General features: G+C 35.6%; 12 protein-coding genes. 3 read left to right on the top strand and 9 right to left on the bottom strand.

Going from position 1 to position 14724, the window contains the following annotated elements; translation table 11 throughout:
• Positions 1 to 10 precede the first annotated feature (10 nt).
• Positions 11 to 1207, bottom strand: a complete 1197-nt coding sequence (locus C7K42_RS08975) for an NAD(P)/FAD-dependent oxidoreductase (protein WP_014125808.1) — start codon at positions 1205 to 1207, stop codon at positions 11 to 13.
• 25 nt (positions 1208 to 1232) lie between these two features.
• Positions 1233 to 2138: a prenyltransferase gene (locus C7K42_RS08970; protein WP_014125809.1), complete on the bottom strand. Its 906-nt coding sequence runs from the start codon at positions 2136 to 2138 to the stop codon at positions 1233 to 1235.
• A gap of 102 nt (positions 2139 to 2240) precedes the next feature.
• Here C7K42_RS08970 and C7K42_RS08965 point away from each other — a divergent pair, with 102 nt between their 5' ends.
• From C7K42_RS08965 to C7K42_RS08955, 3 genes are all read left to right on the top strand, one after another.
• The gene (locus C7K42_RS08965) at positions 2241 to 3221 is read left to right on the top strand and encodes a polyprenyl synthetase family protein (protein ID WP_014125810.1); all 981 of its coding nucleotides are present in this window, start codon (positions 2241 to 2243) and stop codon (positions 3219 to 3221) included.
• A gap of 296 nt (positions 3222 to 3517) precedes the next feature.
• Entirely contained in the window at positions 3518 to 4936 is a 1419-nt protein-coding gene (locus tag C7K42_RS08960) for a transglutaminase-like domain-containing protein (protein ID WP_103099775.1), read from the top strand.
• 22 nt (positions 4937 to 4958) lie between these two features.
• Complete coding sequence (locus tag C7K42_RS08955) at positions 4959 to 6602, top strand: peptide ABC transporter substrate-binding protein (RefSeq protein WP_103083659.1); 1644 nt, start codon at positions 4959 to 4961, stop codon at positions 6600 to 6602.
• A gap of 93 nt (positions 6603 to 6695) precedes the next feature.
• Here C7K42_RS08955 and C7K42_RS08950 read toward each other — a convergent pair whose 3' ends face one another.
• The 7 genes from C7K42_RS08950 to C7K42_RS08920 form a co-directional block, all read right to left on the bottom strand.
• Positions 6696 to 7133, bottom strand: coding sequence for a NusG domain II-containing protein (locus tag C7K42_RS08950; RefSeq protein WP_014125813.1), 438 nt, complete (start codon positions 7131 to 7133; stop codon positions 6696 to 6698).
• 219 nt (positions 7134 to 7352) lie between these two features.
• Positions 7353 to 8333 (bottom strand): metal ABC transporter substrate-binding protein, encoded by a 981-nt coding sequence (locus C7K42_RS08945; RefSeq protein ID WP_014125814.1) that lies wholly within the window; start codon positions 8331 to 8333, stop codon positions 7353 to 7355.
• A 25-nt stretch (positions 8334 to 8358) separates the two neighbouring features.
• Positions 8359 to 8469: a putative metal homeostasis protein gene (locus tag C7K42_RS08940; RefSeq protein WP_103099774.1), complete on the bottom strand. Its 111-nt coding sequence runs from the start codon at positions 8467 to 8469 to the stop codon at positions 8359 to 8361.
• 239 nt (positions 8470 to 8708) lie between these two features.
• Complete coding sequence (cydC, locus tag C7K42_RS08935; RefSeq protein WP_061841015.1) at positions 8709 to 10454, bottom strand: thiol reductant ABC exporter subunit CydC; 1746 nt, start codon at positions 10452 to 10454, stop codon at positions 8709 to 8711.
• Complete coding sequence (gene cydD, locus C7K42_RS08930) at positions 10447 to 12165, bottom strand: thiol reductant ABC exporter subunit CydD (protein ID WP_061841016.1); 1719 nt, start codon at positions 12163 to 12165, stop codon at positions 10447 to 10449. Before cydD ends, cydC begins: the two co-directional genes overlap by 8 nt.
• Positions 12162 to 13181 (bottom strand): cytochrome d ubiquinol oxidase subunit II, encoded by a 1020-nt coding sequence (gene cydB, locus C7K42_RS08925; protein ID WP_103097163.1) that lies wholly within the window; start codon positions 13179 to 13181, stop codon positions 12162 to 12164. Before cydB ends, cydD begins: the two co-directional genes overlap by 4 nt.
• Entirely contained in the window at positions 13174 to 14595 is a 1422-nt protein-coding gene (locus C7K42_RS08920; RefSeq protein WP_094244090.1) for a cytochrome ubiquinol oxidase subunit I, read from the bottom strand. The genes cydB and C7K42_RS08920 overlap by 8 nt, the downstream gene beginning before the upstream one ends.
• Positions 14596 to 14724: the final 129 nt, after the last annotated feature.

Raw genomic sequence — 14724 nt, 5'->3', positions numbered from 1 at the left:
AAACATCATTTTAATGATATAAATCAAAACGCCCTTTTGCCATAACTTCTTTCAAACCGCCTGTTTTCAACAGAGAACGATTCATAATCATTTTCTTCATAAATGAAGCTGGGTAACCTTTAACATCTGTGCTTCCAACGTAACCAAAGGCATGTGTATTGCCGATAGAAGCGACGGATCCAAGATTTTTGTAAGTAAAGTTTTTAGTCGCTTCTCCTTTAGCTTGTTGCATAATATTTTTAGCGGCCTGTTCACCCATTTGTAAAGAAATTTGTCCTGTTGTAGGGTAAGGACGTTCACTTTCTTTATCCATAACAGCTGCAACATCACCTATAATATAAATATTATTGTGATCAGGATCTGTCAAATCATCATTTACCATCACGCGACCCCGTTTTTCGCTAAAACCAGACTCGCCTATTACATGGCTTCCGCTTACGCCGGTCGTCCAGATGATTGTTCCAGCTTCTAACTCTTTATTTGTATCATTATTACTATAAACAACTCGTTCTGGTTTTATCGCCTTAATCGGACTAGAAGTTAATAGGTGAACATCCCATTTATCTAAATAATCTAAGCAGTATTGCGTCAGTTGATCGTCAAACTGCGGAAGGATGTTGGCCACGGCTTCAATACAGTAAATTTCGATTTCTGAAGGATCAACATCAGCTATTTGAGCATAACGTTTTTTACCATCATGCAAAGCACCTACCAATTCAATTCCAGTAAAACCAGCACCACAAACGACAAGGCGCAGATATTTTTTATCTTTTGTTTCTTTATATTTTTTCATCATCGCTTGAATGTGATCATAAACTTTTTCCGCAGTTTCCACATCGACCATTTCTAAAGCATTTTCTTTCGCACCAGAAATACCAAATGTTTCTGATTCAAAGCCTAATGCAACGACTAGATAATCATAATGTAGTGGCTGATTGTTCTTTAACTCAATCACTTGTTGGTCTGGATCCACTTTTTCAACCTCATCTTGAATAAATGTCGTAACTTTTGGATCCACAACATCCTTGATAGGATAGATAATTTTTTCTTTAGGTTGATTCCCTGAGGCAACCTCGTGTAAATCTGTTGCCTCGTAATGGTAATCATTATGATCAACTAAAGTAACGTGCAGTTCACTTTGTTTTTGCAATTCACGTAGAGCTCTTAGGCCTGCATAACCTGCTCCTAAAATCGCAACTTCCTTCATGATATCTCCTCTTCTTTCTCTTTTTTTATGCTATAATTATCCCTAATAAATAGGTGATTACTTGTACAATTGATCCTACAGCAAGAATCTTGACCGCGCAAGGAAATGTTTGGCTTTTAACTTGCTTTTGCAAAAAAAGTTTGACCTGGCCATAAACAAAAGGCACCACTAAAAATGATAGCAGCACAGTCCAAGGAGCCAAGCCCAAAAGAAATGAAATTAAAATTGCCACAAAAGCAACGACATTCATTCCAGCAAATAAGCGTAATGCATTGATTTTTCCTATGTAATGAACTAATGTATAGCGCTCATTTTTTTCATCTTCTTCTTTATCACAAGTATTATTGGCTAACATTAAGTTGGCGATCCACATTGTATTGGGCAATGCAATAACTACGATACCTAAAACTTCCGAAAAATTCCACTGAAATGCTTCAAACGTATTGATATACACACAAATTAATGAAATCATAAAGCCCATAGTAACGCCGGAGAAAATTTCGCCTAGCGGTAAACTTGATATCGGTCGAGGTCCAGATGAATAGAAAATCCCGACTAAATAACAAAATAAGCCCATCCACAAAAGTGGCCATCCAACAATATAAGCTAAGGCAATGCCGATAAGTGCAGATATAACAATCATCGTAACCATCAAACAAAAGACAAATCGTAAAGACAGATTTTCCCGGCCGATAATGTTGGTTTTTTCTCTGTAATCATGACCTTCTTTGGCATGACGGTAATCATTATAGTTATCTAAGATATCCACAGCCATATTAAAAATAAACATGGCCACAAAATAAATAACCACATACCCTAGATGGATTATGCCGTAATGATAATAACTATAACAAAGCCCGATCAAAAAAGGAAGCACACTTGCTGTTTTAGCCTTCATTTCCACCAGCTCTAAAAATATAGGAATTGACATTTTTTATCCTTTCTTATTTTTTTCAGCATAAAAGTAGCCTTTTTGTTCAATAATAAGTTAAAATAGTTCTGTTATTATCAAACGTTGAAAGGAAACGTACAAATGCTATCTTACTGGAACGATTATCCCACGATTCAAAATAAACTCCAAATCGTTTGCTCACTAATTGAAGAACAACTGCAAGTACGAAATAAGGAGATGCAAGAAACACTAACCGACTTTGCAAAATCAGGAGGTAAATACTTACGTCCAGCCTATTTTCTTTTATTTGCAGATTTAGGTGATACATCTAAACAAGATCAAGAGCAATTGCTACAGATCGCTGCCTCAATTGAAATTTTGCATATGGCAACATTGATCCATGATGATATTATCGATGATTCTCCTTTGCGGCGAGGAAACATTACGGTTCAATCAAGATATGGCAAAGATATTGCCGTTTACGCTGGCGATTTGTTATTTACGCAATTTTTTGACCTGCTCACAAAAACGATGAATGGCTCGCAGTATTTAGCTATTAATGCAGCTTCTATGAAACGTTTATTACTCGGTGAATTAGATCAAATGCATGCGCGTTTTAATAAGCAAGAAACCGTTGATGATTATTTACGTAGTATCAATGGAAAAACAGCAGAATTATTTTGGCTGGCTTGTGTGCAAGGCGCTCACTTTGGCAAGGCCGACGAAAAAACCGAAGCTTTAGCGGGACAAATCGGTCGCAACATCGGCATTGCTTTTCAAGTCTATGATGATATTTTAGATTATACCGCTGACCAATATGAATTACAAAAGCCCATTTTAGAAGACCTGGCCCAAGGAGTCTATACCTTACCACTGATATTTGCTAAAAAAGAACATCCAGAAGCATTCATGAAATACTTAAGCAAAGAAAACGAACTTTCTTTAGAAGAAGCACAGAAAGTAGCAGAGCTAGTCGTTACTTATGGTGGCGTACAAAAAGCTAAAGAGTTTGCGCAAGATTATACCAAAAAAGCACTAGAAGACATTGAAAAATTAGCAGCAGGCCCAGCTAAAAAGCAAATTACTCAGCTAACAAAACAATTATTACAACGTACATTCTAAGGAAAAACTCTGACAAATTTCTACCACATTTTTGTAAGAGTTTTTCTATAACTTCTTTTTTCCAAACAAGAATAACTTACCAAATTTTAATTTATTATCATTATACCTTAAAAAAACCTCAAAATACTATTTTTCATCCCAGTAAAATACTCTATTAAGGAACTTTTTAAAGTACTTATTCTAAACAAAATTATTATTAGAAATTAATTAAAAAAATTGATAGAATTTTCTGGCATTTACAATCAAAGATTGCTATAATACTAAAATATAACACTAATAGAAAAGAGGAATGTTAATTGAAATCCTTTGAACTAAATGATATCAGCTATCTTTCTGTCCCTTTGCCAGATGATATAACACGGGCAAAAGAAAATGGAGACTTTACTCTTGCGGAAGAATTAATTCATCAAAAACTTCATTTTGACAAGACGAGCCAAACAGTAAAACAACGTTTAGAAGGCGAGTTAGTTGTTTTGACTGCTTTAAAAGAAGATCAGTTTCCTTACAACCAACAAAAAGCCCAAAAAATGCTGGAAGAAGCTTTTATAAATGTAAAACCTGAGGAGACAAAGGAACTTATACGTACAAATAACGTGGAATGGATTTATAAAAAAGGTCAAATATATTTTCATCGTCGCTTTATTGAAAACTTAGTCAAAACACGACGTGATTATTATCAACGTTATCGCTATGAAGAAGAAAATAGTATCGATAATGAACGACAAACAGAACTAGATGATAATATTACAGAAATGAAAAAGCATGATCATCGAAAAGCCAAGATTCGCTTAAAACAATCTATTACTCCTAAAATAGCAATATCTGCCCAGGAGGCGCCCTTTCTTGCTCATTTACCTTTACCAAGAAATAACAACCATATAAAGCATTCGGAAATCTTGTCTACAAAAGGGGCTGTTTTAGAAGTTGCTGATACTAACGCTTGTCAACGTACGATCGCCTATCAAACAGAAAGTCATGAGGATTTATTTTTTGAAGTAGAACATAGTTATGAAATTGAAGCAAACTATTACGACTTGTTTAAAGTTATGGAAACGCAAAAAGATTTTCCTAGAGAGCTTTCCAAAGAAGAACAAAAAATGTTTCAAAACGAACTAGCAGAAAAAAGTCCTCATATTTTATTTACGGATTTTTTGTATAAACTTTTAGCCGAACTTACAACAAAAGATATGACCTTACTTGAAAAGGCTTATAAAATTTATGAGTTTGTAACAACACAAGTCAATTATTCTTATATGAAAGAATACTTCACAATTCCAAATATTAGTGAATACTGTGCAATTAATCAAAAAGGCGACTGTGGTGTACAAGCAATTTTATTTATTACCTTATGTCGTATGGCGGGTATTCCAGCAAAATGGGAATCTGGCTTATATATTTCAGAATATACTCAAGGTCCCCATGACTGGGCAAAGTTTTATCTACCAACAATCGGTTGGGTTTATGCAGATGCTTCTTTTGGGGGCAGTGCCTATCGTGGTCATAACACGGAACGTTGGAAATATTATTTTGGTAATCTTGATGTATTTCGTATGCCAGCAAATGATGATATCCAAGCAGATTTTTCTATAGTAAAAAAACAACTACGAGCAGATCCAATTGATAATCAACGAGGAGAATTTGAAACGGGTCAACGAGGGTTACGCTTTAATGAATTAGATTGGGATGTCACTTTATTAGGGTTTGATTTTTTATAAGATCATTTAAGGAGGAGTTTCAATGAAAAAGAAAATCATATTAGCTTGTGCTAGTTTTATTATAGGAGTTGTTCTTGTTGGTTGTACAACAGGAAATAATACAGAAGGTGCTAATAGTTCAGATAACGACGCACAAACTGTACATTTAATGGAAGAAAACGAAGTGGCCTCTATGAATACACTCGTTACACAAGATACTGCAAGTATTAACGCTCAAGTCCATGTCTTTGAAGGATTGTATAATATCGATCAAGATAATGAAATTGTCCCAGCAGTCGCAGAGGATATGCCCGAAATTTCTGAAGATGGTAAAACCTACACTATCCAATTACGTGATGATGCCAATTGGAGCAATGGCGACCCTGTAACGGCAGATGATTTCGTTTACGCTTGGCGTCGGCTTGCTAGTCCAGAAAATGAAGCAAATTATATGTTTTTGCTTGACGGAACCGTCGCAAATGGCTCAGAAATTATTAATGATGGTATGGATCCGGAAAAATTAGGTGTCAAAGCAAACAATGACAAAGAACTGGAAATTCAATTAGAAAAACCGGTCCCTTATTTTACATCTCTTATGACTTTCCCACCATTTTTCCCACAAAATGAAGAATTTGTGGAAGAGTACGGGAAAGAATATGGAAACGATAGTGAAAAAATCTTATCAAATGGCGCTTTTACCATGGAAAATTGGGATCAATCTTCCATGGAATGGGATTTAGAAAAAAACCCAGAATATTATGATGCGGATAAAGTCAAATTAGAGAAAGTCAACGTAGATGTGATCAAAGAAACTGCTACAGCTTTTAATTTATTCCAAAGTGATGAATTAGACCAAGCAGAAATCTCTGGAGAACATGTTAAACAAAATGAAGATAATCCAAATCTACAAAAGGTACCGGATTCAAAAGTGTTTTATTTCAAAATGAATCAAAAATCAAACGATAAGGATACTATTTTTGCTAATGAAGATGTTCGCAGAGCTGTTGCTTATGCGATTGATAAAGAAGGTATTGTTGACGATGTATTGGCGGATGGTTCTAGCGCTAGCTATGGTTACATTCCAAAAGATTTTGTAAAAAATCCAGAAACAGATGCTGATTTTCGTGAAGATGCTGGAGATCTGATGGAAACAAATGAAGACAAGGCCAAAGAACATTGGGAAAAAGCCAAAAAAGAAATTGGCGATGAAATTACCATCGAATTGTTAACATCAGATGAAGATGCTGAAAAGAAGGTTGCAGAAACCGTACAATACCAATTACAAGAAGCACTGCCTGGCTTAAATTTGGAAGTCAAATCCGTTCCTTTGAATAATTCGATTGACTTAACACGTAATGGAGAATATGAACTTGCTATGGGTCGATGGGGACCCGATTACCAAGATCCCATGACTTATTTAGAATCCTTACGTTCACCAAACAACACCAATTATGAAAGTGATAAATACGATGACCTTTTGGATAAAATTACTAGTGACTACGGAAACGACCCAGAAAAACGTTGGCAAGCGATGATTGATGCAGAAAAAACATTAGTAGAAGAAGATGCAGCAATTGTTCCTTTATATCAACAAACACGTTCTTTATTAGTTAAGGATAATTTGAAAGGTATTTATTACCCGAATTTTGGTGCTTCTACAATTTTTAAATATGCCACATACAATTAGGAACTTCAGAAAACAATCGAATAAAAGCTAGTGATTACTATATAAGCAAAAGCCACTGAAAAAGGCGTTACATTCTTTTTCAGTGGCTTTGTTTTAATAAATATAAGTATCTTCAGCATCTTCTTCATAGATTTCTATAACTAACTTATGGGGAAGACAGATACTTGTTTCACCAGGCTCAGAAATCCAACCGGTGTTAACAGCAATTTGGTCTGGGCTGTTATCTTCTTTTACGCGCGCCTGCCCGTCTCTAACTTCGACAATATTATATTTGCCATCTGCTGGATGATAGGTTTTTTGAACAGCATTGTCCTTATTCAAGGAAAAACGATCGACTTCCTTTCCGTCAATACGAACGATAGCAGATTTTTCAGTCGCTTCTTCTGCTTGGCCTTGATTTTGGTCTTGCTGAAAATAAAATATAACAATAGGCAGAAAAGATGCAAGCACTAATATAGCAATAATGATTACGTCGCCTATTTTCATGTGCGCTTTATGACTAAATGCTTTTAACTTTTTCTTTTTAAACAATGTGCACACAGCTCCTAGGTAATTAAACATCAGAAAAAATCAGAAAGATCAATAACTATCTGTCCTACAAGTTATCTACTTTATAATCAAAATTAATACCAATGCATTTACCCATATAATACTTGCCATAAGCTACAAAATCAATTATCCCCAATACAACTTATGGAGGATTTAAACATCACACAACGCACACTTCACTCATAAAAATCATTATGTGAACTATTCACCTGACTCTTCAGATTGAATCTCTTTACCTTTTGAATCAGTTGTTTTTTCTAAAGCCTGCAGATTATCCTTCATCACAGAAATATAATCTTCTCCATTATCCATTTGTTCATCTGTTAAACTTTCCAATGGATTCAATACTTCTAGTTTTACGCCAACTTCATCAGATAAAGTTTTTGCTATTTTGTCAGATGCATTTTCTTCAAAGTAAATATATTGAATATCATTATCCTCTACATAATCTTTTAGTTCTGCTAGTCGTTCTGGGCTAGGTTCTTCATCTGGAGACAAGCCTGAAATAGACACTTGGTTTAGGTCGTATGCATCAGCCAGATAGCCAAAAGCCGCATGCTGAGTAACAAAACTTTTTTGCTGCGCATTGGCTAAACTATCTTCATATTCTTGATCTAATTCTTCTAATTCTTTTACATAATTTTCTGTGTTTTCTTTAAAAGTCTCTTTTTTATCCGGATAGGCTTGGCTTAACTGCTCATTGATAGCTTCCACTTCCTTGATAGCCAACTTCGGATCTACCCAAGTATGGGGATCATACTCATGAGTTTGATCGTGACCTTCTTCTTTTTCATGACTATCCTCTGCAGTTGTCATTAATTCAATATCTTCGGTTCCTTTTATAATTTCTGGATTACCATCTTCCCAACCTTCAATAGTATCAGTCACCCAAGTTTCCATGTTATCATCGTGATAAACAAATGCATCTGCATCTTGTGTTTTAGCAATTTGCTGGGCAGAAGGTTCAAAATCATGTGGTTCCGTACCTGCTGGAATCAATAATTCTACGTCACCTTCATCTCCAACAACATTTTGTGTAAAATCATATATTGGATAAAATGTGGTAACAATTGAAAGTTTTCCATCATCTGCATTATTATCACTACCTTCGTCATTACTACAAGCAGCTAATGCACTAGTGGTAAACAAAGTTATTACAGCTAACAAAATTTTCTTCTTCATTTTCCAATCCTCTCGTATAAATTATTTATTTTTTATTTCGTTTATATGCATAAATAATTTTTAGTGCACGTTTTCTTGTTTTAATATTAGGACTTTTCATCCGACAATATGCACTACTTAAATCCGTTTTTTCCATTCTCCACCTCTAAACAAGCTTATAATTGTTACGCTTTTATTATTTTATAAACCGAAATTATTTCGATTTGCCATTAAACAATTTAGCAAAAAGAACACTCAATGTCAATATAAAAAAACATGAAATTTCTTTCATGTGACTGTTCATTCCTATTTATCACTTTCATTCTAAAAGATAAATAACAAAAGGAGGCCAGAAAGCATCTCTTTCTGGCCTCGCAGAGAAAAGAAATTTCATCTTTAAAATTTCCCTTCATCGATTGCTTTTAATTTTTGATAGCGTGTATTGCTTTTAGCCAATTCTTCTGGTGTTCCCGACATTTCCAACTGTCCGTCTTCAATAAATATGACATGCCGCATTTTTTCGATTCCTTGCAAGTGATGCGTAATCCAAATAATCGTTTTATCTGTTAACTGTTCAAAGAAAGTATCAATCAATGCTTGTTCTGTAATCGGGTCTAAACCAACTGTAGGTTCGTCCAGTAATACAATAGGAACATCTTTTAGTAAAATTCTCGCTAGTGCCATACGATGTCGTTCTCCACCCGAAAAGCGTAGACCTGCTTCATCTACCATAGTATTTAAGCCATCAGGAAGCTCTTCTACCAATTTTTTTAAGCCAACCCGTCTTAATACCTCCCACACAGCATCAATTGTTGCTTGCTCATTGCCAATACGTAGATTATTTAAAATCGTCGTATGAAATAGATAAGGCGTTTGTTGAATGACGCCAATATACTCTGAAATATCATCACCCATTTGCTCAGTAGAAAGATTTGCTAGTTGAACATTTCCACTTGTTGGCGTTAAATCCCCGCGAATCAATGAAGCTAAAGTACTCTTTCCTGAGCCACTGCGTCCTAAAATAGCTAATTTCTCACCTTGAGGGATCGTTATATTCAAATGATCTAATATTTTCCGATTATTTTTTTCATAGCGAAAAACAAGATCTTCAATTTTGATATCTAAGGAACCTTCTAATGCTTTTTCAGTAGATTGCTCTGTCATTGTCGGTAAAGCATTTAATCGTTTAATAGAATCCTTATAAATATTTGTTTCTTGTGCAGCATCAGGCAAAGTACTAAAGGCATCTACTAAAGGAAAAACACTTAAAACAAAAGCTGCAATCCAATTTGCTGCGCCTCCGTGATTTCCAGGAAATTGTTGACTGGTCCAAAATAACAAGGCCACAACAATAATGCCCATAATTACTTGCAGGAAAAAGTCACGACGTCGATTAAACTTTTGTAAGCCTGCTTGTGTGTCTTGTAATTGTTTTTCTGATCGGCCATGCCAATTGACATACTCATGTCCACGTTGACTAAAAATCCAATCAGAAACCCCAATAATATTATCTGTTAGTTCAGTATAAAGCTCATTTTTTAATTGTTTTTCTCTTTCTTGTCTTGCGCCATTGACAACAACCGACCACAAAGGAAGCACAATAATCACACTAAAAAGTAACAAAGCCATTAAACAAGCAAAAGGAATAGAGAATACCCCAAGTGCAATAACAACAAAAATATATAAAATCCAGGCAATGATTGTCGGAAAAATTGTCCGTAAATAAAGATTTTGAATATGATTGATATCTTCAGCTAATAGTCCTAAAATATCTCCTAAAGAATAACGGTTTTTGAAAAAAATCGCATCTTTTTCTAAGGTATTATACAATTTCAAACGTAATTGTGAGGTCATCTTTAAAACCCAGTTGTGACTAACTAAACGCTCAATATAGCGAAAAACCGGACGCCCGATTCCAAAAGCCCTTGTTAAAACAATGGGAACATAAATAAGTAATATATTTTCTGGAATAGAAGCAGCCCGACTAATTAAAAATCCTGAGGTAAACATCAAAGCACCTGCACAAAAGAACGTCATAAATCCTAATACCAAAGCCACAATCATCGTCTTTTTATATCGTTTTAAAAAGGGACGTATCCAACTGTCTTTAGCTAGTGCTTTAAATAAAGGAATATTATGCATGTTCTTTCCCCCTCATTTGTTGTGACAGACGATAAAAATAACCCTTTTTAGCAGATAATTCGCTAAAAGTTCCAGCTTCAACAATTTTTCCTTGATCAAGTACAATGATTTCATCCATCTGAGCCATCCAGTGCAGCCGGTGTGTTGCAAAAAAGACCAAACGATCTTTCATTAGAGGCAACATTCTTTCTTTTAATTCGACTTCTGTCTCAATATCTAAGTGGGCTGTCGGCTCGTCAAACATTAAAACCTTGCGCTTTTTATCCAAAAATGCCCGTGCTAATGCAATTCGTTGGGCTTGTCCCCCGCTTAGCCTGCGAGCGCCACTTCCTAACTGTGTCTCTAATCCTTCTGGTAGTTCAGCTACTAACTCGCTCAAGCCCGCGACTCTTACCGCTTCTAAAATATCTGCTTCACTTGCTTCTGGTGTATAAAAAGCCAAATTATCTTTTAAAGATAGTTGAAAAACGTAGGGGTCTTGCGGAATATAAATCATTTGTTTTTGCCACTGTTCTAAAGCAAAATTCGCAACCCTTTGATCACCTAGCTCAATTTTTCCTTCCGTTGGTTGTAAAAAACCACTTAAAGTATTAATCAAAGTCGATTTTCCAGAACCACTCATTCCTATAATACCAATCTTCTTTAAACCCTTAACAGAAAAATCTGCGGACAATACCGTTTTCCCCTCATAAGAAACTGACACGCCTTCTAAAGATAAACGACTATTTTCATCCCATGTTTTTAAATCAATGGATTCTTGTTTCATTTCTGCTTCATTAAGTACATTATTAATAGCAGTCATTGCATTTTTACCATCTAATGTCGCATGATAATCATTGGCAAACTCTCTAACAGGTAAAAAGTATTCAGGCGCTAACACTAACACTGCCAGGGCCGGAAAAAGCGGAATCAGCCCATTGATTAAACGTAAGCCAAGCATCACAGCAACGATTGCGACCGCTAAAGTAGTAAAAAAGTCGAGCGCAAAAGTTGATAAAATCCCCATTTTCAGAGTACTCATGGTTGATTTACGAAATTCTTCACTTGTATTGTAAATACTTTTCCCATACTTCTTACTCAAGCCAAACATCTTCAAGGTATCCAGGCCACGCAATGAGTCAATAAAATGATTTGATAAAAGTTGAAAAGCTTTGTACTGCTTATCCGCTTTTGCTTGTGCAGCATAGCCTAAGACAATCATAAAAATAATAATCAGAGGAAAGATCAACAATAATATCACACCAGATTGAATATCTAGGTAAAAAATAACCGCTAAAATAAGCCACGGAATGATCATCATATTCATCATTTTAGAAAAAATAAGATGAATATAATTTTCTACTTGTTCAATCCCATCTAATGCCATTGTTGTCATATTTCCTGAACCTTGTTTTTGCACGATCTTTGGACCCACGCGAAAAACTTTTTCTAATAACTGTTTACGTAGAGATACAGCTTGCTCGCCTGCATAACGATCCAACAGTTTATCCCGCAAAAAGCTAATACCATGTCGAGCAGAAAAGATAATAATAAAACCACAGATTTCAAACAATTGGTCAGTGATCTTTCCACCATTCCATAAATGTGTAATGGCTGCTGACAACATGTAAGTTTGACCAATGATAAAGAGAGCTTGCAAAACTGCAAGCCCTGCAAGCATCCCCATAATCTTTTTACTATTTGGTAAAACCATTACGGCTTTATCAATCATTCACCATACCCCGCGATCTCAGTATGTTTCACTCGTTTTCTAAATATATAATACGTCCAAGCAATATAGGCTAAAATAAAAGGTAACAGACCAATAGCAGTATAACTCATAATTTTAAGTGTATACGGCGAAGAGGAAGCATTGGCGATCAATAAGTCGTGAGCAGCGTTGGTTGAACTGATCAATACACGTGGGAACATACCCGTAAATAAAAGAGCAACTAAAGCGATGAGCGTAAACCCACTTGTTAAAAATGCAGTTAATTCCTTGTTTGTATAAGAACAATAATTCGCCGCTACAGTTAATAAAACAATCGCTGCTAATAAACTTATAGTTGAAACAGGATGTAATGTGAAAAAGTCCGTTTGGAAATACATTAAAACGGCAAAGACAACCAATCCAACATATAACACCCAATACAATGTTTGCGCATATTTTTTAGCACGTTCTCGGATAGGGCCTGTCGTTTTCAAAGAAATATAATTCATCCCATGTAAATAACATAGTAACAATAAAGCAATACCGCCCACAACAGAAAATAAATTAATATAGTCAGTAAAACGCGCCATCATATCGCCGTTAGCATCCATTGGCATTCCTTGAATCATACTGATAAACAAGATGCCAAAGAAAAAAGGAACAATAAAGCTACCTATTGCTAGTGTCCAATCCCAAATCCATTTTTTATTTTCCGGCATTCCACTACGAAACTCAAAAGAAACACCCCGAATAATCAAACCTGCTAAAATGATAAATAAAATCAAATAATAGCCGCTAAATAAAGAAGCATACCACATAGGAAATGAAGCGAACATCGCTCCTCCTGCAGAAATTAACCAAACTTCGTTTCCATCCCAAACAGGTCCAATGGTTTGTATCACTTGATCTTTTTCTTGATCATTTTTTGCTAAGGTTTTTACTGACATCCCAACACCAAAATCAAAACCTTCTAAAAAGAAGAAGCCAGCAAATAAGACACCGATTAAAATAAACCAAAATAATTGTAGACTACTCATTAAAAGCACCTCCGTCAAAAGGATCAGTCGCAGGTTCTTCTTTTTCTTGTTCTTCTTGCACATCTGGACCCTTACGTAACTCACGAACAACTAAGTAGATCATAACAACTGCTAAACCGCCAAATAGCAAGAAATAAACAATATTAGAAAATAATAATGAAGCTGGGGTCACATTGGGAGACACGCTATCTTGAATTTTAAACATACCATAGACGGTCCAAGGATAGCGACCAAGTTCAGTAACTAGCCATCCACAGGTATTGGCAATAAAGGGAGTAAAGGTCATTAAACCGACGACCCATAACATCCAAGGTTTCTTATAAAGGGATGGATTTTTCTTACGCGTGAAAAATAATCCCAATACAGAGACCAACAACATCAACATACCAAAGCCTACCATAATACGAAAGCTCCAAAACATCGCATTAACAGGTGGGAAGTAATTATCATCTCCATACTCTGCCGTCATCGATTCATTAAGTGAATTCATCCCTTCAACGCCCCCAGAAAGGCTATGATAAGATAAAATACTTAAAACATAAGGTACGTGAATACCAAAGACTCGTTTATGTTCGGCTTCATCCATCCAGCCAATCACCGTCCAAGAAGCTGGATCATCAGAATCCTCATATAAGCCTTCTGTTGCAGCAAATTTCATCGGTTGGTCTTCAACTAAGGCTTGCATCTGCATATCTCCAGAAATTAATATGCCTAAAGAACCAAATAAAGCGACACCTAAACCAACACGCAATGATTTTTTAAAAATACTTGTACTTAATTCGCTCAAGGAACGTTGTTTTAATAAACGAAATGCAGACATGCCGGCAATCAAAATCCCACCCATCAAAAAGGCAGCTAAAATGACATGAGAAAATTCATACCAAACTTGTGGATTTTTGATCAATGCACCAAAATCGTTCATCTCTGCCCGTCCATTACGGAAGGTAAAGCCAGTAGGGTGCTGCATAAAACTGTTGGCAACCAAAATCCAAAAAGCCGAAAGAATTGAGCCTAGCGTCACTAACCACATGAAAGAGACATGCAATTTTGGCCCTACTCTTTGCCAGGTGAACATCCATAAACCTAAAAAGGTGGATTCTAAGAAAAAGGCCAATAATGCTTCTACAGCTAGGGGCGCACCAAATATATCCCCTACAAAGCGTGAATAATCTGACCAGTTCATGCCAAACTGAAATTCTTGAATAATTCCCGTTACAACACCCACAGCAAAACTTAATAGGAAAATATTTCCCCAAAATTTTGCCATCTTTTTGTAACTTTCATCCTTTTTTGTCACATATAATGTCTCCATAATTGCAACGAGCAAAGCCACTCCAATGGAAAAAGGTACAAAAAAATAGTGAAAAATCGTTGTCATTGCAAATTGGAACCGCGCCAATGTAACAATATCCATTTTTACTCCTCCAATACTTTCATTACTTAATATCTTTTATAAATAAATGCAAAAAACCTTATACAGTATACTCGCTTATTTCTTGTATGACAACAAGTTTATTCAATTTAATCATATGCTTTTTTGCGC

The sequence above is a fragment of the Tetragenococcus halophilus subsp. halophilus DSM 20339 genome (assembly GCF_003841405.1).
Lineage (GTDB): Bacteria > Bacillota > Bacilli > Lactobacillales > Enterococcaceae > Tetragenococcus > Tetragenococcus halophilus.
This window is presented reverse-complemented; position numbering and strand designations above follow the sequence as displayed.

Bases quoted from the DNA above. Each gene is read 5' to 3' on its own strand.
- C7K42_RS08975 (WP_014125808.1), bottom strand. From the start codon at position 1,207: ATGAAGGAAGTTGCGATTTTAGGAGCAGGTTATGCAGGCCTAAGAGCT.
- C7K42_RS08970 (WP_014125809.1), bottom strand. From the start codon at position 2,138: ATGTCAATTCCTATATTTTTAGAGCTGGTGGAAATGAAGGCTAAAACA.
- C7K42_RS08965 (WP_014125810.1), top strand. From the start codon at position 2,241: ATGCTATCTTACTGGAACGATTATCCCACGATTCAAAATAAACTCCAA.
- C7K42_RS08955 (WP_103083659.1), top strand. From the start codon at position 4,959: ATGAAAAAGAAAATCATATTAGCTTGTGCTAGTTTTATTATAGGAGTT.
- C7K42_RS08945 (WP_014125814.1), bottom strand. From the start codon at position 8,333: ATGAAGAAGAAAATTTTGTTAGCTGTAATAACTTTGTTTACCACTAGT.
- C7K42_RS08940 (WP_103099774.1), bottom strand. From the start codon at position 8,469: ATGGAAAAAACGGATTTAAGTAGTGCATATTGTCGGATGAAAAGTCCT.
- cydC (WP_061841015.1), bottom strand. From the start codon at position 10,454: ATGCATAATATTCCTTTATTTAAAGCACTAGCTAAAGACAGTTGGATA.
- cydD (WP_061841016.1), bottom strand. From the start codon at position 12,165: ATGATTGATAAAGCCGTAATGGTTTTACCAAATAGTAAAAAGATTATG.
- cydB (WP_103097163.1), bottom strand. From the start codon at position 13,181: ATGAGTAGTCTACAATTATTTTGGTTTATTTTAATCGGTGTCTTATTT.
- C7K42_RS08920 (WP_094244090.1), bottom strand. From the start codon at position 14,595: ATGGATATTGTTACATTGGCGCGGTTCCAATTTGCAATGACAACGATT.